This is a genomic window from Okibacterium endophyticum, from assembly GCF_054780075.1.
Map to the genome: position 1 here is coordinate 195,313 of NZ_BAAGXA010000005.1, position 21,510 is coordinate 216,822.

At 63.9% G+C, this 21,510-nt stretch carries 16 protein-coding genes; 11 read left to right on the plus strand and 5 right to left on the minus strand.

Translation table 11 applies throughout. From position 1 onward, the window contains the following. Positions 1-15: 15 nt before the first annotated feature. Together ACYVF5_RS05115 and ACYVF5_RS05120 are read left to right on the plus strand one after the other, a co-directional pair. Positions 16-1,665, plus strand: a complete 1,650-nt coding sequence (locus tag ACYVF5_RS05115) for a CocE/NonD family hydrolase (protein WP_460945277.1) — start codon at positions 16-18, stop codon at positions 1,663-1,665. Between the two features lie 64 nt (positions 1,666-1,729). Continuing rightward, positions 1,730-3,823 (plus strand): oxidoreductase, encoded by a 2,094-nt coding sequence (locus tag ACYVF5_RS05120; RefSeq protein ID WP_460944006.1) that lies wholly within the window; start codon positions 1,730-1,732, stop codon positions 3,821-3,823. A 278-nt stretch (positions 3,824-4,101) separates the two neighbouring features. Here ACYVF5_RS05120 and ACYVF5_RS05125 read toward each other — a convergent pair whose 3' ends face one another. Then, entirely contained in the window at positions 4,102-4,491 is a 390-nt protein-coding gene (locus ACYVF5_RS05125; RefSeq protein WP_460944007.1) for a MerR family transcriptional regulator, read from the minus strand. A 182-nt stretch (positions 4,492-4,673) separates the two neighbouring features. On the opposite strand from ACYVF5_RS05125, the gene ACYVF5_RS05130 reads away from it, so the two are divergent. Further along, positions 4,674-6,194 carry a SulP family inorganic anion transporter gene (locus tag ACYVF5_RS05130; RefSeq protein ID WP_460944009.1) on the plus strand — a complete coding sequence of 507 codons (1,521 nt, stop codon included), beginning with the start codon at positions 4,674-4,676 and terminating at the stop codon, positions 6,192-6,194. A 129-nt stretch (positions 6,195-6,323) separates the two neighbouring features. Here the strand turns inward: ACYVF5_RS05130 and ACYVF5_RS05135 are convergent, their stop codons facing one another. Together ACYVF5_RS05135 and hrpA are read right to left on the minus strand one after the other, a co-directional pair. After that, positions 6,324-7,109, minus strand: a complete 786-nt coding sequence (locus ACYVF5_RS05135) for an MBL fold metallo-hydrolase (RefSeq protein ID WP_460944011.1) — start codon at positions 7,107-7,109, stop codon at positions 6,324-6,326. A gap of 137 nt (positions 7,110-7,246) precedes the next feature. Next, the gene (gene hrpA, locus ACYVF5_RS05140; protein ID WP_460944013.1) at positions 7,247-11,125 is read right to left on the minus strand and encodes an ATP-dependent RNA helicase HrpA; all 3,879 of its coding nucleotides are present in this window, start codon (positions 11,123-11,125) and stop codon (positions 7,247-7,249) included. A 263-nt stretch (positions 11,126-11,388) separates the two neighbouring features. On the opposite strand from hrpA, the gene ACYVF5_RS05145 reads away from it, so the two are divergent. The 7 genes from ACYVF5_RS05145 (at position 11,389) to ACYVF5_RS05175 (ending at position 17,735) form a co-directional block, all read left to right on the plus strand. Continuing rightward, entirely contained in the window at positions 11,389-12,069 is a 681-nt protein-coding gene (locus tag ACYVF5_RS05145) for a hypothetical protein (RefSeq protein WP_460944015.1), read from the plus strand. Continuing rightward, positions 12,062-12,361, plus strand: a complete 300-nt coding sequence (locus ACYVF5_RS05150) for a transcriptional regulator (RefSeq protein ID WP_460944017.1) — start codon at positions 12,062-12,064, stop codon at positions 12,359-12,361. The genes ACYVF5_RS05145 and ACYVF5_RS05150 overlap by 8 nt, the downstream gene beginning before the upstream one ends. Continuing rightward, complete coding sequence (locus ACYVF5_RS05155) at positions 12,358-13,266, plus strand: ABC transporter ATP-binding protein (RefSeq protein WP_460944019.1); 909 nt, start codon at positions 12,358-12,360, stop codon at positions 13,264-13,266. The genes ACYVF5_RS05150 and ACYVF5_RS05155 overlap by 4 nt, the downstream gene beginning before the upstream one ends. A gap of 2 nt (positions 13,267-13,268) precedes the next feature. Further along, complete coding sequence (locus ACYVF5_RS05160) at positions 13,269-14,021, plus strand: ABC transporter permease (RefSeq protein WP_460944021.1); 753 nt, start codon at positions 13,269-13,271, stop codon at positions 14,019-14,021. 35 nt (positions 14,022-14,056) lie between these two features. Continuing rightward, positions 14,057-14,887 (plus strand): aldo/keto reductase, encoded by an 831-nt coding sequence (locus ACYVF5_RS05165; protein WP_460944023.1) that lies wholly within the window; start codon positions 14,057-14,059, stop codon positions 14,885-14,887. A 147-nt stretch (positions 14,888-15,034) separates the two neighbouring features. Beyond that, positions 15,035-15,634, plus strand: a complete 600-nt coding sequence (gene msuE, locus ACYVF5_RS05170) for an FMN reductase (RefSeq protein WP_460944025.1) — start codon at positions 15,035-15,037, stop codon at positions 15,632-15,634. 133 nt (positions 15,635-15,767) lie between these two features. After that, positions 15,768-17,735 (plus strand): thioredoxin domain-containing protein, encoded by a 1,968-nt coding sequence (locus ACYVF5_RS05175; RefSeq protein ID WP_460944027.1) that lies wholly within the window; start codon positions 15,768-15,770, stop codon positions 17,733-17,735. Here ACYVF5_RS05175 and ACYVF5_RS05180 read toward each other — a convergent pair. Both ACYVF5_RS05180 and ACYVF5_RS05185 read right to left on the minus strand, forming a co-directional pair. Further along, positions 17,732-18,316 carry a CoA-binding protein gene (locus tag ACYVF5_RS05180; protein WP_460944029.1) on the minus strand — a complete coding sequence of 195 codons (585 nt, stop codon included), beginning with the start codon at positions 18,314-18,316 and terminating at the stop codon, positions 17,732-17,734. The two genes, ACYVF5_RS05175 and ACYVF5_RS05180, sit on opposite strands and share 4 nt — an antisense overlap. Then, positions 18,313-19,608, minus strand: coding sequence for an O-acetylhomoserine aminocarboxypropyltransferase/cysteine synthase family protein (locus tag ACYVF5_RS05185; protein ID WP_460944031.1), 1,296 nt, complete (start codon positions 19,606-19,608; stop codon positions 18,313-18,315). The genes ACYVF5_RS05180 and ACYVF5_RS05185 overlap by 4 nt, the downstream gene beginning before the upstream one ends. A gap of 256 nt (positions 19,609-19,864) precedes the next feature. Between ACYVF5_RS05185 and ACYVF5_RS05190 the strand changes: the two genes are divergently transcribed. Next, positions 19,865-21,430: an HNH endonuclease signature motif containing protein gene (locus tag ACYVF5_RS05190; protein ID WP_460944033.1), complete on the plus strand. Its 1,566-nt coding sequence runs from the start codon at positions 19,865-19,867 to the stop codon at positions 21,428-21,430. Positions 21,431-21,510: the final 80 nt, after the last annotated feature.

Below are 21,510 nucleotides of genomic sequence, written 5' to 3' on the forward strand. Positions count from 1 at the left end.
GAGCATAAGGTCCGGATGAGGGACGGTGTGCGACTGGCTGCCGACCTTTACCTTCCAGACGACTGGGATTGCGGGCCCACGGTGCTGGTGCGGCTGCCGTACGGAAGACGCGATCGGTACACGTTCATGCCTCAATGCGCTCCTTTCTTTAATGACCGAGGTTATGCCTTCGTCGTTCAGGATGTTCGAGGTAAGGGAGATTCTGAAGGATCGACTGATCATGTGATTCATGAAGTGCCCGACGGCTACGACACCCTCGAATGGATTGTCCGAGCTGGATGGTCAAACGGCGTCGTCGGCATGTTCGGTGACTCTTACTACGCATATACGCAGTGGGCGGCTCTTTCCAGCGGGCATGACGCACTTCGCGCGATAGTCCCGCGTATGTCGTCGCTTGGGGTGCCGGCTCGAGATGACCGCGCCCATTCACAAGAAACGGGAACCGGGGCCAGCGGACCGAATGCGGACCGAGGTGACGGGACCGGGAGGCCGCCGTCTGCTGCATGGGCTCGGTACTTGGCCGGATATTGGCTAGACAACGGGGAGCATGAGCCCCCCGGCAGCTTGTCAGACCCGCCTATGGCGGCGTTTGAGGAGTTCTTCTCGGAAATGGGCAAGAGGTCCTCCGCGTTTGATGCGGTCTTTCCTCGATCGTCCCCGAGAATTCCTTTTCCGAACGGTCATCCCGTCCGTCGTCGTCCCATCCCGACGCTGCACGAGCTGGGATGGTTCGACCCGGTGGCAAAAGCAGGTATGGAGACGTATCTCCAGCTGACTAAGGATCCGATCTGGGCGCCTTTCCAGTACTTGAACGCCGACGCTACAGACCATGAGAACTACCATGTGACGGACGCTCCTGCCCGGGAGGGGAGTGAGCATGGTTCAGATGACGCAGCGCTGAAACGTCTTCTTCCTCGCTACCTGGGCCCCGCCCTTGATTTTTTTGATGTTTTCCTGAGCGGTAAAGCGTCTGCGGAGAGTGTTCCGCGAGTGCGATGGAACCTGGGACATGTGGGAACGTTCGTATCTGATCAGTGGCCTCCGCGCGACGTGGAGAGATTCCAGTTCTTTCTTCGCGACCTCGAACAAGCACAAGAGCTCGGTGGAGGTTTGGCGGTATCGCCCCCTTCTACGGATTCCGTCGCCGGGTGGGACCATGATCCGGCCAATCCTGTGCCTGACCTCGGAGATCCTCTCGCAATTCTTGAGACGTGGCCTGACGAAGCCGCGGTTGGGCTGAGAACAGATGTTTTGACCTTCGATAGCCCGAGCATGCGACAACACATGGACATTGTCGGGCCAGTTCGGCTTGACGTCACTGTCGGATCTTCTCGTCCCTCGATTGACCTGTTCGTGAAACTCTTTGATATCACGCCCGGTGGACGCGTACGACGGCTATTGGGCGATCAAGTCACAATCTATTGCGAGGCCGAAGGCAGAGTGCGAGCGACTGTCGAGCTTGGTCATTTGGCGTATCGGCTCAAACAGGGCCACCAGCTTCGACTGCAAGTGGCGAGCAGCGAAAGCCCTACGTACATTCATGATCCTGGATCCGAGGGGAATAGGTGGCTTACGAAGGTAAGCGCTCTCAGCCGCCAGAGCATTGCCACATCCGTAGACCATCCGTCCAGGCTCACATTCTTGGTCCGCGCTGAACAGAAGTAAGCGCAAGTTGCGATTCTCCGGCGACGGCTTTCCAACCGAGTGCCAATAACAGAAAGACAGACAGATGCAACGCGACCCTCGTCACGATGTCCTCTTTGAGCCCATCAAAATCGGACCGAAAGTGGCTCCCAACAGGTTCTACGCCGTCCCGCACAGTGCTGGTATGGGATCAGACAAACCTCTCTCTCAGGCTGCCTTTCGCGGAATGAAAGCGGAAGGCGGCTGGGGCGTGGTCTGCACCGAATACGCACCGGTAAGCCCCGATTCTGACGAATCGCCCTCCGCGTCCGCGCGACTCTGGGACGCCGAAGACGGTAAAGCGCTGTCGCTTATGGTCGATTCTGTGCATCAACACGGCTCACTCGCAGGAATCGAGCTCACCCATCTGGGTGGCTACGCTTGGCGGCACGAGTCGAGGTGGCCTGCTATCGCCCCGTCGCAGTACCCAAGTGACTTTGACATTTTGGCGACGGCGAAAGCGATGGAGCTGTCCGACATTCAGCGTGTGCAAGATGATTGGGTCTCATCCGCGCTACACGCACGGGACGCCGGTTTTGACATCGTGTACGTGTATGGCGGTTCCGACCTGACCCTCCAGTTTCTTTCGCCGTTCTACAACCGGCGCACTGATCGGTACGGTGGGACCTTCACCAATCGCGCTCGATTCTGGCTGGAAACGCTCGAACGGGTGAACACCGCAGTCGGAACGGATTGCGCCATTGCGATTCGGCTGAGCATGGAGGCATTGCGAGGACGCGGTCTTGACGACGACGAGATCCAGGAGTTCGTCGAACTAGCGGATCCACTGGTAGATGTCTGGGACGTGAACCTGGAGTCGACCGAAGATGGATCGAAGGACTCTGGCACGTCAAGGTTCTTCAAAGAAGGGTATCAACTCGAGCCAACGGAGCTGATACGTCAAACGACAGATAAGCCAGTCGTAGGCGTAGGGCGATACACGAGCGCTGATCGGATGGCGTCACTCGTCTCGGCTGGCCGTCTTGACTTCATTGGCGGGGCACGTCCGTCCATCGCTGATCCCTTTCTTCCAGCGAAGATCAAGGCCGGCAGGTATGGGGACGTTCGAGAGTGCATCGGCTGTAACGTGTGTGTCTTGAAATCGGAAACTGGCCGCCACCTGGGTTGCACACAAAATGCGACGGCCGGGGAGGAGTATCGGCGCGGCTGGCATCCGGAGAAGATCGAACTCTCGATCCGAAACGGAACGGCGGCATTGGTTGTGGGCGCCGGACCCGCAGGTATGGAGTGCGCCTTGACGCTGGCGAAGCGCGGCTACTTCGTGCATCTTCTCGATGCCGATGAGGAGCTTGGCGGCCATGTCCGGTGGGTATCAGCACTTCCCGGCTTGGCCGAGTGGGGGCGCTTGATCGAGTGGCGTCAAACTCAACTGGAGAAGGAAGATAACGTCGAAGTTCTCCTCAACCGGCCGATCACAGCAGACGAAATCCTCGGTTACGGTGCGGAGATCGTTGTGCTCGCGACTGGTTCGTCGTGGGCTCACGACGGTGTGACCGGGTTCAACCACACTCCGATTCCTGGTAGTTCCTTAGCGCACGTGCTTACTCCGGAGGACATCATGGTCGATGGGAAGAATCCAGCGGGGAGGCGGGTGACCGTTTTCGATGTCGAGGGATACGTTGTTGCCTCAGGGATCGCTGAACGATTGGTTAGGCAAGGCCATGAAGTGCGCATCATTACTCCCTTCCCTCAGGTTGCGGTCGTGAGTGATCAAACGGTCGAAGGTCCTCTTGTGCGACGAAATCTCCACAACCTGGGCGTGGAGATGGTGAGCAACAATGTGCTGACCGCCATTACCGATCACGAGGTCGTTGTGGCGAATGAGTTCGGTGAGGAGAGTTCGTATGAAGCAGACGCCGTCGTTCTTGTCACGAGACGCATTTCCAACGACCAGCTGTATCTCGAGTTGCAAGAACGCCGAGCTGAATGGGCCGAAGCAGAGATATCTGCGGTATATCGGATTGGCGACGCAGTGGCGCCACGGCTTGCCGCAGATTCAATTTTCGATGGACAGCGCCTAGGCCGAGAGATCGATGGCCCAAACCCGAATGTGCCCAGGCCATACCTCAGGGAGCGAATAGCATTGACGCCGAGAACAGTAGACATCGAGCTGAGGTGAGACGCTTTGTCACCGGTCTCATGGTTTTGGGCGGCCTTGAGTCACGTACCTATGGTGCTGATCTGCCGGTGAAGTTTGCTCATTCGCAAGATGGTCCAGGTTGCATATACACCGATGCTGCCGCTGGACCGGCAACAAGCGGGCCACAGTTGTCTCGGCGTCCGAGGGTGGTTGTTGCCGTTGCGCCTCTACAGTTGAACGCATAGGGACGAACACCGTCTCTTCCGGCGGGGAAGGGAGCAAGCACGGGCGGATGCTCCCGCGTTGAGCAGCGCAAACTATTGCGCGCGGAGAAGGCCGAGGAATTCATCGGCCATATCAAGTTGCGTGCGCAATTTCTCGCGGCGTTCGGCGGCGTCGGCGATGAAACGATCGAGCTGCTGCCTGGTCTCGGGTGTGTCAGAGCCCTGTTCCCCGCTCTGGAGGGCATCGATGATGGCGAGCAGCTCTGTCATCTCTTCGAGGGTGAAGCCCAGGGGCTTCATACGACGGATCAGCAGCAGCCGCGACAGGTCGTCTGCCGTATAGAGCCGGAACCCGCCATCTGTGCGCCCCGAGGCCTTGAGGATCCCGACCTCGTCGTAGTGGCGAATCGTGCGAAGAGACAGCCCGGTCTTCTCGGCGAGTTCGCCGATATGCATAGTGGGCGCCACAGTGGTTGCCGCCATCATCGCCTCCTCAATTCGCACTTTACCCTCACGTGAGGGTAGTGTTTCACCGTTCGCTGACATAGTCGTGTGAGTGCCGCCCCCATTCTCGTATGAAACTCGGCGACACCCGCGCAACGAGGCGCCCCCCCACTTTCGATATCGGTTGCGCACCGAGAGCCCACGTCGCATTGGAGACATCCATGGCCATCGCCCAGAAGTCTGGCAAGAACGGCCGTTATAGAGCCGAACCGTCGGTAGTGACGGCACTCCGCACACCGCGGATCCTCACCAAAGAGGTCCTTGCCGGACTCGTGGTCGCGCTGGCGCTCATTCCCGAAGCGATCTCGTTCTCACTCCTCGCGGGTGTCGACCCCCGCGTCGGCCTGTTCTCATCCTTTGTGATGGCGGTCTCGATTGCGTTCCTCGGCGGCCGCCCCGCGATGATCACTGCCGCGACCGGTGCCGTCGCTCTCGTGATCGCGCCCGTGGCGAAAGAGTACGGGATGGACTACTTCATCGCCACGGTGATCCTCGCCGGCGTCTTTCAAGTCGTTCTCGGAGTGCTCGGTGTTGCCAAGCTCATGCGGTTCATCCCGCGCAGCGTCATGGTGGGCTTCGTGAACGCCCTCGCGATCCTGATCTTCACAGCGCAGATCCCCCATCTGATCGGTGTGCCGTGGATGGTGTATCCGCTTGTCGTCATCGGCATAGCGATCATGGTGTTCATGCCCAGGATCACCAGGATGATCCCCGCACCCCTGGTTGCGATAGTGCTCATCACCGTCGCTGTGCTGACACTGGGGATCAACGTGCCGAACGTGGGAGGCGAGGGCGAGCTGCCCGAGAGCCTGCCCGAACTCTTTATTCCCCACGTGCCGCTCACGTGGGAGACGTTCACGATCATCGCCCCCTACGCCCTTGCGATGGCCCTGGTCGGGTTGATGGAATCACTGATGACGGCGAAGCTCGTTGATGACATCACCGACACCCACTCCCAGAAGAGCCGCGAGGCCTGGGGCCAGGGAGTCGCGAACGTGCTTTCGGGTCTCTTCGGCGGCATGGGCGGCTGCGCCATGATCGGCCAGACGATGATCAACGTGAAAGTGTCTGGGGCGCGCACCCGCATCTCGACATTTCTGGCCGGCGTGTTCCTGATCATCCTTGTCGTCGTCCTCGGCGACATCGTCGCCCTGATTCCGATGGCTGCGCTCGTCGCCGTGATGATCATGGTGTCTGTCGGCACATTCGACTGGCACAGCATCCGGCCCGCGACGCTGAAGCGGATGCCGAAGAGCGAGACCATCGTGATGGTCGCGACGGTCGTTGTGGTCGTCATCACCCACAACCTCGCCATCGGCGTCATCGTCGGCGTGATCGTCGCGATGGTGCTCTTCGCGCGTCGCGTCGCCCACTTCGCGACGGTGACCCGCACCCTGCCAGAAGACGAGGTCGTTCCGACGGCGTACTACACGGTCGACGGCGAGCTGTTCTTCGCGTCGAGCAACGATCTCACCACCCAGTTCGAATACGCAGATGATCCCGACCGAGTCGTCATCGACATGTCGGGTTCTCACATCTGGGACGCCTCAACGGTGGCAGCGCTCGACGCCATCGTCAACAAGTACGAGCGTCACGGCAAACGGGTTGTGATCACGGGGCTCAACGAGGCGAGCAGCGAGATCCACCTTCGCCTCGCCGGCACTCTGGGAGCCGGGCACTAGGCCCAGACGTTCCTGAGCCGCGACTCAGCACAGCGAAACAGGTGGGCGCTGCCCGCCCTGTCGATTCTCCGTGCCGCCACGGCCCTCGTAATTCCTCGCCGGAACCGAAATGTACAGGAGCTCCCGTGCTCAGGGTGTGTCGCGAAGATAGTCGAGCTGAGCACGAACGGATGCCTCTGCTGCGAACCGCACGGCGGCATCCGTGTGTGCATAGATGACATCTGTGATCTCTTCGACGCCGGCGTTCGGCCCGAGCTGCTCGAGAGCCCGGCGCACCTCGCCGAGCCGCCGCTCGCGATGGGTGATGTATCCGTCGCATGCTGTGACGAGGTCGGGAAGCACCGGGCCGTGCGCGGGCAGCACCGTCGCCGGCCCGAGGTCGCGGAGCATGTGGAGCGAGTGCAGGTACTCGGCGAGGCTGCCGTCGGGCTGGGCGATGATCGTCGTTCCGCGGCCCAGGATGGTGTCGCCCGTCAGAACCGATCCGTTCCGTCCATCAGCCGGCAGCAGAAAGCACGCCGAGTCTGCCGTGTGCCCCGGCGTTGCGAGCACCTGGATGCGTGTGCCTGCCGCTTCGATCAGCTCGCCGTTGACGAGGCGGTCTCCACCGACGCAGAACGCCGGGTCGATCGCCCGGACGGGAGCTCCCGTCATCTCGGCGAACCGTTCGCTGGCATCCGTGTGATCGACGTGGTGATGGGTGATGAGCACGATGTCCACCCGACCGGCCGCCGCGAGCGTCTCGAGGTGCTCGTCGTCGAGCGGCCCAGGGTCGACGATGACCACACCGTCGCTCGCGGGTCCGCCGATGACATAGCTGTTGGTTCCGTCGAGGGTCATCGGCCCCGGGTTGGGAGCGACCACGCGTCTGGTGAGCTCACTGCTCCACTCGTCAGGTGTCTGTGTGTTGGCCACAGCTGCAGTCTAGAACGCGCCCGCGCGGTGCGGTCGGGGCGGCACCGCTGATCCCGATCCCGGGCTGCCGTGTCGCCACCCGTCCGGGTTCGGGTTCGCTGTTCCGAGCCCGTTTTCGCACTGCTCGGCGCGCGAGCCTATGCCGCGAGCACCTTCGTGATGCGCTGGAGCGACACTGATTCCGTTGTTCCCAGATGCTGGGCGAACAGGCTGATCCGCAGCTCTTCGAGCATCCACCTGGCCTTGACGAGGTGTGACGGGCTGTGCGGAGCGAGAGGGATGCTGCCTCCCGCGGCGACGTATCGTTCGGTGGCCGTCTGTGCCTCGGTCATCCAGACGCGATCGCGGCTGGGGTTGTCTGGCAGCCGTTCGGCACGGTGACGGATGCCCGCGAGGTACCTCGGCAGATCACGCAGCCGGGTCAGACCCGTCGACGAGACGAAGCCCGCGAAGACCAGGCCGTCGAGCTGTGCCCTCGCGTCGGTCAAAGCGGGAAGAAGCGACATGCTCGTCGCGTTCTTCAGCGCCTTCTCGACGGCGCGGTGCTCACCGAGAATGCGGGCGACGAGCGAAACGGTGTCGAACATGGTGTTCATCACTGCCGCCGAGACCCGATCCCGTGCCGCCTCGAACTCTGCGCGCATAAAGAGCATCCCGTCTGGCTTCACACGGTAGAGCACGTCGTTCACACACGCGACCAGACAGTCGTCGAAGAGGGCCTGCGTGGTCTGGTAGGGGCTGGTGGCGAGGGTGAGCTTCTCGGGGCCCGTCAGATGCTGCTGAACGTATGTGACCGGCGAGGCGACCGAGAGCAGAAGCAGTCGGCGCACACCGGCGGGCATCTCGTGCGCCTGGTCGGACTCGGTGGCCATGATCCTGATCGAGACACTGTCGCCGTCGTCGACGAACGCCGGATATCCCCTGATGATGTTTCCCGCCTGCCGCGTGTCGATGTAGCGGGGGAGTTCATCCACATCCCAGCGGGTGATGCCCGATCGCTCGAGCGCGTTCGGCGTCGATTCGGCGACACGCGCCACGCTGTCCCGTGTGCGTGATCTCAGCCGCTGCTGCAGGGCGTGCAGGTTCTTGTCGCTGTCCACGTGCCGGCCGCGCTCGTCGACAGCGCGGAACGTGACCCGCAGATGGGCGGGAACCCGCTCCAGGTCGAAGTCGGATGCCTCGATCGGCATATATGACAGGCGCTTGATCGCCGTCGCCAGGTGAGATGCCAGCGAATCGCTGTTCGTCGCAACCGGGTCGACGGGAGGATCGGGCGGAAGCTCTGCCATCAGCCTGGTCGCCCAGTCGGCGGCGGGAACGACGTTGCGCCTGATCGCCTTCGGCAGCGACTTGATCATCGCCGTCACCAGCTCGTGCCGGAATCCGGGAACCTGCCAGTCGAATCCGGCCGGCGAGACACGAGGCAGCAGCGCGAGCGGGATGGTGACCGTGACGCCGTCGTCTTCGGTGCCGGGCTCGAACCGGTAACCGAGCGAGAGCTTCTGGTCGCCCTGCCGCCAGAACGGCGGGAACTCGGCCTCATCGACGTCTGGCACGTCGTCGGGAAGCAGGTCCTTGTGTGTCATCGTGAGCAGGTCAGGGGTCTCGTGCTTCTGCGCGCGCCACCATCCCTCGAACGTGCGCGTCGAGAACACGTCGGCCGGAATCCTCGCGTCATAGAACTCGAACACCGCTTCGTCGTCGAAGAGGATGTCGCGGCGCCTGGTTCGCTCCTCGAGCTCGGCGAGCTCGCGTCTCAGCTTTTTGTTTGCACGGTCGAACGCCTGCGGGGACTCCCACTCGCCCTCGACCAGCGCGTGGCGGATGAACAGCTCGCGCGAGATCTCTGGGTCGATCCTGGCGTACTGCACACGCCGGCGTGGAATGATGGGAACGCCGAAGAGCGTGACCTTCTCCCAGGCGACCACGGCGCCCTGTTTCTTCTCCCAGTGAGGTTCGGAGTAGGTGCGCTTCGCCAGGTCACCGGCGATCGGCTCTGCCCACGCCGGATCGATCACCGCGTTCGTGCGTGCGAAGAGCCTGCTGGTCTCAACGAGTTCCGCGCTCATCAGCGCGTTCGGCTGCTTCTTCGCGAGCGCTGAACCTGGAAAGATCACGAACCGGGTGCCGCGAGCGCCGATGTAGTCACCCTTCTTGGGTGGACCCTGCCTGCCGGTCTGCGTGCCCCTGGCCTGGCTCGCCGCCGCCGCAGAGGCATCCTTGAGCCCGATGTGCGAGAGCAGGCCCGCGAGCAGCGAGCGGTGCACGGCATCCCCGTGCCGACCGGACTCTGCAGACGACTCGCCCGTCGGCTCTGCGATGGTCAGGCCGAGCGGCTTGGCGAGCTGGCGCAGCTGACGATAGACATCGTGCCATTCGCGAACGCGCAGGTAGTTCAGGAACTCCGCCTTGCACATGCGCCTGAACGCGCTCGACGAGAGTTCTCTCTGCTTGCCCTCGAGGTAGTTCCACAGATTGAGCAGCGTGAGAAAGTCGCTCGTCTGGTCGGTGAAACGAGAGTGCTTCTCATCTGCGGCCTGGCGGCGTTCGAGGGGTCGCTCACGTGGGTCCTGGATGGTCAGGGCCGCGACGATGGCGAGCACCTCGCGCGAGACGCCGTGACGCTTCGATTCGATGACCATACGACCGAACCGCGGATCGATCGGCAGGCGGGCCAGGTCGCGCCCGACCCTGGTCAGGCGCGGCGTCGTCTTCTCACCGTCTCCGGCGCGGCCGGCCTCTATCGCTCCGAGCTCCCTGAGCAGGTCGACGCCGTCTTTGATGCCGCGGGAATCCGGCGGTTGCAGGAACGGGAAGGCCTGGATGTCACCGAGCCCGAGCGACACCATCTGCAGGATCACCGCAGCGAGGTTGGTGCGCAGAATCTCAGGTTCCGTGAACTCCGGTCGCCTGGTGAAATCCTCTTCTGAATAGAGCCTGATCGCTATGCCGTCGCTCGTTCGCCCCGAGCGCCCCGAGCGCTGGTTCGCCGAAGCCTGCGAGATCGCTTCGATCGGCAGCCGCTGAACCTTCGACCTGACGCTGTATCGGGAGATGCGGGCGGTGCCGGCGTCGATCACGTAGCGGATGCCCGGCACCGTGAGGCTGGTCTCGGCCACGTTCGTCGCGAGGATGACACGCCGCCGCACGCCCGGAACCGTCGACGGGCTGAAGACCCGGTGCTGCTCGGCCGAGCTCAGCCGTCCGAAGAGGGGGAGGATCTCGGTCACGCCGGTCTCGGAGCCGTATCGCGCGCGCAGGGCGTCTGCGGCATCCCTGATCTCCGCCTCCCCGCTCAGAAAGACCAGAACGTCGCCGAGCGATTCCCGTGCCAGTTCATCGAGTGCGTCTGTGATGCCGTCGATGTAATTGCGGTCGTCGGCGTGGGTGGACTCGCCCTCGTCGTCGTCCTCGTCGTCGGTGCTCTCTGCGACGAGTGGCCGGTACCGAATCTCGACGGGATAGGTGCGTCCGGACACCTCGACGATCGGCGCATCGTCGAAATGGCGCGAGAAGCTCTGCGGGTCGATCGTCGCCGAGGTGATGATCACCCGCAGATCGGGTCTCTTGGGCAGAAGCTGCTTGAGGTAGCCGAGCAGAAAGTCGATGTTCAGGCTGCGCTCGTGTGCCTCGTCGATGATGATCGTGTCGTATTTGGCGAGCATCCTGTCGCGGTGGATCTCGTTGAGCAGGATGCCGTCGGTCATCAGCTTGATCTTCGTCGCCTTCGACGCCTGGTCCGTGAATCGCACCTGGTATCCGACGAGGCCGCCCAGTTCTTCGCCGAGCTCGTCTGAGATGCGCTCGGCGATGGTCCGCGCGGCGAGGCGGCGGGGCTGTGTGTGCCCGATCGACGTGCGCCCGAGCTCGAGGCAGATCTTGGGGAGCTGAGTGGTTTTTCCCGAACCCGTTGCTCCTGCGACGATGACCACCTGGTGATCGCGGATGGCACGCGCGATGTCATCCCGTTTCTGGCTGACGGGCAGCTCAGGCGGGAAGGTGATCTGCACAGACATAGCCCTCTATCGTACGGCTGACAGACGGTTCTGTGTGACTGGGCCAGAGAAGACGAACCGGGCACGAGGCGGACGTGAACGTCGAAATCAAGCGCAGAGTCATTGCGTTTGAAAACTACTTTGTGCTACAAAGTATCTATGACGTCGCGAGGGATGACGAGGATGACCGCCGAACGCGGTCAGGCCGGGCACTCATGCTGCCGTTCGTCAGTGTCTGACCCCGAACATCATTCCAGAGCATCCGACACAACGAGAGCGGAAACATGACAGATCACTCACACAACGAGGGCGACGACAGGGCGCTCGACCCGGAGGAGATGCTCGCCCTCCTCACCCAGCAGCAACGCAGCGTCGAAGGCCAGATCGCGGGCTTCGTGCCTCTGATCATCACGGCGTGGGGCATTGCCTGGCTCGTCGGTTTCGGGGCGCTCTGGCTCATCGATGGGCTGGGGGATGCCTTCGGGCTTCCTCTGCCCGTCGCCGCCTGGACGTTCGGTGTGCTGATCGGCGGGGCCTCGTTCCTCTCGGCCTGGCTCGGTATCAGGAGCAGCCGTGGTATTCGCTCCACCCCGGCCGCGGCGTTCACCGGAACGGTGTACGGAGTCACGTGGTCAGCGGGAAGCCTCGCGATCTACGTCTTCGGCGTGGGGCTCAGCGTGAACGGGATGCCCTCGGAGCTGATGAGCTTCTTCTTCCCCTCCGCGTTCGTGATCTTCGCCGGTGTGATGTATCTGCTGGCCGGGGCGATCTGGCATGCCGTCCCGTCGGTTGTGCTCGGGGGGTGGACACTTCTCATCGGCGGGGTCGCGCCCTTCTTCGGCTATCCCAACCACTATCTGTTTCTCGCGATCGCCGGGGGGCTCGGGTTTCTCGCGCTCGGGCTCGCGTCGATCGCCCACTTCCGCAGGCTGAAGAACCGTATGGCGGGGCAGCACGATGGATGACCTCGATCCGGTCATCCACGCCCAGGCCCGGCTGCGCATCACGGCGGCTCTCGCGACGCTCGACCCGAAGGGTGAGAGCATCTCGTTCCCCCGGCTGCAGGAGCTTCTCGACATGACGGCAGGAAACCTGTCGACCCACCTGCGCAAACTCGAAGACGCCGAGTACGTCACGGTCACGAAGACCCATCAGGGAAGAACCCCCGTCACCTACCTGCAGCTCTCGAAGAAAGGCCGCCGCGCATTCGAGGACTACATGGACTCGCTGCGCGCACTCCTGGGAGAAACCTCATGACAACACTTGCGCGATTCGACCGTGTCACCCGTCGCTTCGGTGACATCATCGCCCTCGACGACGTCTCACTCGAGATCGGCTCAGGGCGCATCGTCGGCCTGCTCGGGCCGAACGGAGCGGGCAAGACCACAATGCTCTCGCTCCTGCAGGGGCTGCGCCGCCCGACGAGCGGAACCGTCGAGCTCTTCGGCTCGAGCCCGAGCGACTACCGCAATCGTCAGCGTCTGGGAAGCACACCGCAAGAGACGGCGCTTCCGCAGAGCCTCAAGGTCGGCGAAGTCATCGACTTCGTCTCACGGCACTACGAGAACGCCGTTCCGCGGGCAGAGGCGGCAGAGGAGTTCGGGCTCACCGACCTGCTGAACCGTCAGACCGGCTCGCTCTCGGGCGGACAGAAACGGCGCCTCAGCGTTGCGCTCGCGTTCGTCGGACGACCGCGACTGGTGCTGCTCGACGAGCCCACGACGGGGCTCGACGTCGATGCCAGGCGAACGCTGTGGGATGCCGTGAGGCGGCAGCACGAGGCGGGCGCCACGGTGGTGCTCACCAGCCACTACCTCGAAGAGATCGAGGCTCTCGCCGAGCGGGTTGTGGTCGTCGGCAGCGGCCGGGTGCTCGCGGACGACGAGCTCGGCACGGTGCTCGACCGGGTCGGGCTGCGCACGATCAGGCTCAACACTCCCCAGCCGGACGCCGTGACCGCGCTCACCGGTGTCGTCGCGTCACGGCCGGAGAAGGACGGCACGCGCACGTACTACGCCAGGGACTCAGACCGGGTGGTCTCGGAGCTCGTGACGAACGGCATCCCCTTCACCAACCTGACCGTCAGGGGAGCGACCCTCGAAGAAGCGTTCCTCACACTCACCGGCGATGCCGCCACACCCACCCCGGCCGAACAGGAGTGATCATGTCGACGATGTCTCTCGCCCTCGTGCACACCAAATACTCGCTCATCGAGACGATGCGCATTCCGATCGCCGTCATCGGCTCACTCGTCTTTCCCGCTCTCGCGCTTCTGTTCTTCGTGGTGCCGCAGCCCGCTGTCGCGGGCAACGCGCTGTTCGCGACGCAAGCAGTGATCTCGCTCTCGGTGTTCGCGATCATGTCGAACTCGCTCTTCAGCTTCGGGCTCTCGATCTCTGAGGACCGCGAGAAGCCGTGGGATCCCTACCTGCGCACCCTTCCCGTGCCCGGGATCGCACGGGTGCTCAGCTATGTCTTCTCGATCGGGCTGATGGGGCTCGTCGCCATCATCCCCGTGATCGCCATCGGGGCGATCTTCACGGCGGCGGAGGCGTCGCCGGTGCGTGTGCTGTTCGGGTTCGTTGTGCTCGCGGTCTCGGCCCTTCCGTTTATGCTCATCGGGGTCTGCGTCGGCTATTCGATGCCGTCGAAGGCGGCCATCGCCGTTGTGCAGGTGGTCATGTTCGGATTCGCGTTCGCCGGAGGGCTGTTCCTGCCGCCGATGATGTTCGCCCCCTGGCTCGACGCGCTGTCGATGTTCTTTCCGTCTCGGCAGGCGCGTGAGCTCGTGATCTGGGCGGTGCAGGGCGGCGACCTCGCTCCGTGGGCGTGGATCGGAATCATCGTCTGGATCGTCGTGATGCTCGCGCTCGCGCTGGTCCTGTTCCGTCGTGACGAGGGCCGCCGCTACCGCTGAGCTCGTGGTGCCCGGGGATCTTCTAGGCTGAAGGGATGACGATTCCCGCACTCACCCTCAACAACGGAACAACGATCCCCCAGCTCGGATTCGGTGTGTTCCGGGTCGATCCCGATGAGACCACGCGGATCGTCACCGATGCACTCGAGGTCGGGTATCGTCACATCGACACCGCTCGGATCTATGGAAACGAGACAGGCGTCGGCAACGCACTGCGCACCTCGGGAGTGCGCAGGGAAGATCTCTTCGTCACAACCAAGCTCTGGAATTCAGACCAGGGCCGATCGACCACCCAGGCCGCCTTCGATGCCAGCCTCGAGCGGCTGGGGCTCGACTATGTCGACCTCTATCTGATCCACTGGCCGTGCCCGAAGAAGGACCTGTTCGTCGAGACATGGGACGTGATGCAGGAGATCGCCGCGTCAGGGCGCGCGAAGGCGATCGGCGTCTCGAACTTTCTCGTTCCCCACCTGAAGAAGCTGTTGTCCGGGGCCGATGTCGTGCCCGCCGTCAACCAGATCGAACTCCACCCCGCCCATCAGCAGCCCGAGGTCACGGCGTTCGGGCGTGAGCAGGGAATTCTCACCGAGGCATGGGGGCCACTCGGCCAGGGCAAGTACGACCTCTTCGGTCAGCCCGCGGTCGCAGAGTCGGCTCGGCTGCACGGCAAGACGCCGGCTCAGGTGGTCATCCGCTGGCACCTGCAGACCGGCAACATCGTGTTCCCCAAGTCGAACAGGCGCGAGCGGATGGCCGAGAACATCGACGTCTTCGACTTCGAGCTGTCGAAGAGTGAGGTGTCGCGCATCTCGGCCCTCGAGCGTGCGGGGCGCGTCGGGGCTCACCCGAACGACGTCAACGAGTAACGACGTCAGCGACTAACGACATGAGCGGATAACGACGTCAGTGAGTAGACGCCGGGGAGAGGCTGCGTGCAGGCGTCTCATCGTGCGGGCGTTACGCCGTATTTCATCGGATGAGCATTGACGCCGTGCCAGGCGTAGCGTCGAGCCATGTCCGAATCCGAGAACCGAACCCCGTTGCGCATCGTGTCTGTCAACGGGAGCCTTCACGCGCCCTCGAAGACAGGCGCACTGCTCGAGGGAATCCTCGATCAGCTGGAACGAGCCCACCCGATCGATGCGCACCGTATCGACGTGAGCGAGATCGGCCCCGCGTTCGCGGGTGCCCTCAGACGGGACCAGCTGCCTGATTCCGTTGAGCACGAGCTTCGGCAGATCGAACAGGCCGACCTGCTCGTTGTGGGCACACCCGTGTACCGCGCGTCGTTCACCGGGCTGTTCAAACACCTGTTCGACTTCGTCGGACAGTACGAGCTCGTCGACAAGCCGGTGCTGCTCGCGGCAACCGGCGGAGGGGAGCGGCACGCCCTGATCCTCGAGCATCAGTTCCGGCCGCTCTTCGGCTTCTTTCAGGCGCTGACGCTTCCGCTCGGTGTCTATGCGTCTGCGTCGGATTTCAACGGCTACACGATCGGATCAGAGACGCTCGCGCGGCGCATCGACCTGGCCGTTCAGCGCGGGCTCCCGATCGCTCTTTCCGGGCGTGCGAGACGCGACGTCGAGGTGTCGAGCTACGTGGGGGCCTGGTAGCACGAGCAGGGTCCGCTGCGCCGCCGGCGGCTCGTGACGCGCCCTCCGACAGAGGCCGGCGCGTCACAAAAGGTATGGCGGGTCGTGTGATCCTCCCCTCGTGATCGCCGATCGACCCTCCTAGGGTTGAGGCATGGCCCACCGCTTGGAGAACGCGATCAGTCCTTACCTGAGAGCTCACGCCTCAAACCCGGTCGACTGGTGGCCCTGGGGGCCAGAGGCCTTCGCCGAAGCGGCACGCCTCGACGTTCCCGTGTTCATCTCGATCGGTTACGCGACCTGCCACTGGTGCCATGTCATGGCGCGTGAGTCGTTCAGCGACGAGCGTGTCGCGGCATACCTCGCTGAGCACTTCGTGAGCATCAAGGTCGATCGCGAAGAGCATCCCGACGTCGACGCCACCTATCTGGCGCAGGCCAGCGCGTTCACCAGGCAGCTGGGCTGGCCGCTGAGCGTCTTCACCACACCGCAGGGGCGCGCGTTCTATGCGGGAACGTACTTTCCGCCGGTGGCCGCGCAGGGGCATCCGTCGTTCTCGCAGGTGCTCGAAGCGGTGACGGATGCCTGGCAGAACCGGCGGGACGAGGCCATGCACAACGGCGAGGCGATCGCAGAGGCCGTGCTGGCGAGCTCAGCGCCACGTGGCGAGGCCGAGCTGCCCTCTCGCGATGCGCTCGATGAAGCCGCCACGGCTCTGGCGTCGCACGAGGACCCGGTCTTCGGCGGGTTCGGGGGCAGCCCGAAGTTCCCCGTCGCGCCCACGCTGATGTTCCTGCAGGCCATGGGCGGAGACGCAGAGGTGCTCGCGGCACGCACACTGGAACGGATGGCGGATTCTCCGCTGCGTGATCCGGTCGAGGGCGGGTTCTTTCGCTATGCGACGAAGCGAGACTGGTCAGATCCGCACTACGAGCGCATGCTCTATGACAACGCACTGCTGCTCGGCGCCTACACGGCGGCGTGGACCGCCGACGACTCCCGCCACTGGGCGGCTCGAACCGCCGCCGGCATCGCGTCGTTCCTGATCGAGGTGATGCAGCGACCCTCTGGCGGTTATGCGAGCGCGCAGGACTCGGAGAGCATCATCGACGGCCGAAGGTCGGAGGGCGGTTATTACGCACGAGATGCGCTCGGGCGAAGCACGCTCCAGCCGCCGGCGCTCGACGAGAAGATCCTGACCGGCTGGAACGGCATGGCGGTCGAGGCGATGGCGAGGGCCGGACGAGTCTTCGCCCAGCCGGGGTGGATCGACTCAGCCAGGCGCGCTGCCGACTATCTGCTCGAGGTTCATGTCGACGACGAGCGGATGCTCACCCGTGCGTCGATCGCGGCACCAGGCGAGAGCGGTGAGACGGCGCGTCGCTCCGAGGCCGTTGCGACCCTCGAAGACTATGGAATGCTCGCGGGAGCGCTCATCGAACTGGCGCTCGCAACGGGAGAGAGCCGGTACGCGCTCGAGGCGCGACGCTTCATCGATGCGACACTTGTCGCCGGAGAGGCCCAGCGCACCGTCCGCTCTGGTGGCGGCGCCGCGCGCGGTGGTTCCGAGCAGAGCGGTGCCGAACAACCGGAACCTCTCGCCGATGTCTTCGTCGCTCCGGGCGGGGGAGACCCCGTGCTCGTCTCGCACCGTCTTCTGCTCGAGGGCGACCCGTCAGAGGGGGCGTATCCCTCTGGGCAGGCCGCAACCGCCAGTGCGGCGTGGCGTCTCTATCTGCTGATCGGCGAACGGCGGTACCTCGCGGCCGCCGCCGCGGTCGTCGGCTCGATCGCAGAGCTCGCGCTCGCGAATCCCGTCTCGTTCGGGTCAGCCCTCGCGCTCGCCGCGTCACTCGCGCGAGAGCCGCGCCAACTCGTGGTGGTCACTCCCGATGATGCGGCGGGCGCCGGGGAACTCGCCGACGTCGTGAGACGGGCTCAGCAAGACGTGACGGCGGTGGTCACGCAGTCCGAGGCACAGCGGTTCGCCGCGGGAGGCTTCGGCCTCTTCGAGGCGCGTGAGCCGGTGGACGGGCAGGCGACGGCATACGCCTGCACCGCTTTTGTGTGCTCGCTCCCGGTCACCGACGCAGACGGCTTGGAGAATGCGCTCGCGCGCTAGCGAACACCCTTGCGTGAGGTGATGACCCCCGTGTCGAAGCCGAGCAGGTGCAGCCCACCGTGAAAACGAGCGTGCTCCACCTTGATGCAGCGATCCATAACGATCGTGAGGCCCTTGGCCTCTGCGTCGTATGCGGCCTCTTCGTTCCAGATGCCGAGCTGCACCCACATGGTCTTCGCGCCGACGGCGACCACGTCGTCGACGACAGAGGGGATGTCGCTCGCCTTTCGGAAGACATCGACGATGTCCGGCACCTCGGGCAGCGAGGCCAGGTCCGGGTATGCCCTCTGGCCGAGGATCTCGTCGGCGTTGGGGTTGACGAAGTAGACCCGGTAGTCACTCGACTGCTGCAGGTAGGTGCCGACGAAGTAACTCGATCGTGCGGGATTGGGCGATGCGCCGACGATGGCCACCGATTGAGCGGCGCGCAGGATGCCGAGACGCTCTTTCGCGTCCGGTCCCACCCAGGTGCGCTGGGATTTGAGCAGCCGGGCGAGCGGTGAGTCCGCGGGGATCGAGCAGGTGAGCCCGTTCTGCAGCTGCGCTGTGATGACGTCGTCGGTCTTCTCGATCGTGGTCATGACTGTTCCTTCACTGCCAGGGTGAGCGCCTGGTCAAGGTCGTAAACGATGTCGTCCGGGTCTTCTATTCCCACCGAGAGTCGCAGCACACCGGGAAGAACGCCCGCATCGACGAGCTGCTGCTCGGTGAGCTGGGCGTGCGTCGTCGACGCCGGGTGGATGATGAGCGTCTTCGCGTCACCGATGTTGGCGAGGTGGCTGGCGAGGTTCACTGATTCGATGAGCTTCTGCCCGACGGCCCTGCCACCCTTCACAACGAAGCTGAACACCGATCCGGCGCCCTTCGGAAGGTACTTCTCGGCACGACCGTGGTGCGGGTGGTCTGGCAGTCCGGCCCAGAACACACTCTCGACACGCGGGTCCTCTGCCAGCCACTTCGCGACGATCCTGGTGTTGTCGACGTGTGCCTGCATACGGAAGGGAAGCGTCTCGACGCCCTGGGCGAGCTGGAACGCCGACTGGGCCGACAGTGCAGGCCCGATGTCTCGCAGCTGCTCCGCCCTGAGCCGGGTGAGAAAGGCATACTCCCCGAAGTTGCCGGACCACTGCAGGCCGCCGTAGCTCGGAACCGGCTCGCCGAACAGGGGGAAGGTGTCGGTGTTCCAGTCGAAGCGTCCCGATTCGACGACAACACCGCCCATTGTGGTTCCGTGCCCGCCGAGGAACTTCGTGGCGGAGTGCGTCACGACGTCTGCGCCCCACTCGATCGGGCGGTTGAGATAGGGGGTCGGGATGGTGGAGTCGATGATCAGCGGGATGCCGTGCGCGTGTGCCACATCGGCGAGCGCCTCGATGTCAGCGATCTCGCCGGACGGGTTCGCGATCGTCTCGGCGAAGATCAGCTTCGTCGACGGGGTGATCGCGGCCGCGTAGTCTTCGGCGTCTGCCGACTGGACGAATGTCGTCTCGACTCCGAAGCGGCGCAGCGTCACGTCGAGCTGCGTGATGGAGCCGCCGTAGAGGCTGGCCGATGCGACGATGTGGTCGCCCTGGCCGACAAGGCTGGCGAAGGTGATGTACTGCGCGGCGAGACCGCTGGCCGTCGCGACGGCACCGAGGCCGCCCTCGAGGCTGGCGACCCGTTCCTCGAAGCTGGCCACCGTGGGGTTCGAGAGCCGGGAATAGATGTTGCCGTACTTCTGCAGGGCGAAGCGCGCAGCGGCATCCTCTGTGTCGTCGAAGACGAAGGCGGTTGTCTGGTAGATGGGCAATGCCCGTGCACCTGTGACGTCGTCTGGAATGTTGCCCGCGTGGATTGCCCGCGTGCGAAAGCCGTATTCGCGATCTGCCATAGGACAACGCTAATCGACTCGGAGGGCTCGTGTGTGCGCGGAGCGTCACACAAAGACTCACGTGGCAGGCGATGCTCGCCAGGACGAGAGCATCCCGCTGATCTCGTTGTTGTTCTCATTGGGGGACGAGTCCCGTTCTGGGCCGGGTCTGCGACCGAGACAGCTCGCGGTTCGCGGTGACACAGTTCGCGAGATTCTTCAAGAAAACGTGTCGAACATACCTTCGAATGTCGGGTGATTTTTGCTAGAATCAAGCATGGCCCGGATTTCTGAACAGCTTCGAGAACTCGCACTTTCCGTGTGCGACAGGCTCGCCGCTGTGGAAGACGCGGGACGGGGTGATCCGTCGTCGGCTTCGGTGTTGCTCGGCCGAGCTGATGATGCCGAGCTTGAGGTGTTGCTGCGTGAGGCGGCGGCAGTGCGATCCGAAGTCGATGCGGTGATCGCGGCGGGTGCGGGGGTGGTCGCCCGTCGGTCCGACCGTGCGCTGGGGTACGCCGGATTGGCGCAGAGCAAGGGGCATCGGAACCCCGTTGCCATGGTGCAGTCGATCACAGGGTCGACACGGGCTGAAGCAGCCAGGCAGGTGCGTCTGGGGGAGGCGATGACCGAGACGGATGACGCGGCCCGTGCGGGCGACAACGGCTCGCTTCTCGGCGTGACGGGACCGAGTGAGGCGGGCGCGGACGAGAGCGGACCAAACGAGACCACGCCTGCTGACGACGGAGTGGAGGCTGCGGAGCCGGTGCGGGTGTTGCCGTGGCATGAGCCCTTGACGCGTGCGGTGCGCGAGCGTGTGTTGCGGCCGGAGGCGGCGGCGGTGATCATGCGGGGGCTCGGTGAGCCCGATGACCGATGTGATGTCGAAACGCTGCGGGGTGCGGCCGAGCAGCTGGTGCGCGACGCGGGCGATGCTCATGTCGATGAGCTCGGTCGACGTGCTCGATTGCTGCGGGATCTGCTGGATCCGGTTGGCGTCGGGGTGCGGGCGGAGGAACGCTACCAGGGCAGGTCGTGGCGGTTCGGCCGGAACGCGGCGGGGGCGCGGACGGCGTTTGTGGAGTTCGACGACGACTCCGCGGCCTGGATCGATACTCTCGTCGGCGCCGCGATGAGACCACGACGCGGCGGACCGAGATTTGTGGACACAGCCGAAGCGGAACGCGCGAAGAACCTGGCAGAGGACACCAGGTCGAACGATCAGCTGGTGTTCGACCTGATGATCGACACGCTCCGCGCCGGCGTGAACGCGGACCCGATCGCCCCCTTCGGAACCCGTCAGGTCGGTGTGCGTGTGGTGATCACCGAGAAGAACCTCAACACCCGCACCGAAGAAGGGAATGTCATCGGGAACGGATTTCTCGAAGACGGCGGTGACCGTGTTCCCGTGGCTGTGGTGGAGCGGATGATCTGCAACAGCGGAACCGTGCCTGTCACCGTGGACAGTCACGGGAACCCGCTGGACGTGGGCCGGGATCAACGGCTGTTCACAACAAGACAACGCATCGCGTTAGCAATCAGGGACGGTGGATGCCGACATCCGGATTGCGACCGGTCTGCGTCGTATACCGAGGCGCATCACATCAACGGATGGATGGCGGACCACGGGAACACGGACATCGCGGACGGGGTGCTGTTATGCCGATATCACCACATGCTGCTCCACAACAACGGCTGGAAAATCGTCAGGGATGACTCCGACTACTTTCTGATACCGCCTGCGAGCATCGACCCTGACCGTGTCCCGATACCGACGCCGAGCAAATCGCCGCTCCTGTGGAGTCTCCACGGGTTTGGTCTCGACGGGCTCGACCACCGGTGAGGGCCCGGACACCGCGGGGTCTCGACAAGCTCGACCACCGTGGGGTCTCGACGGGCTCGGGGTCTCGACGGGCTCGGGGT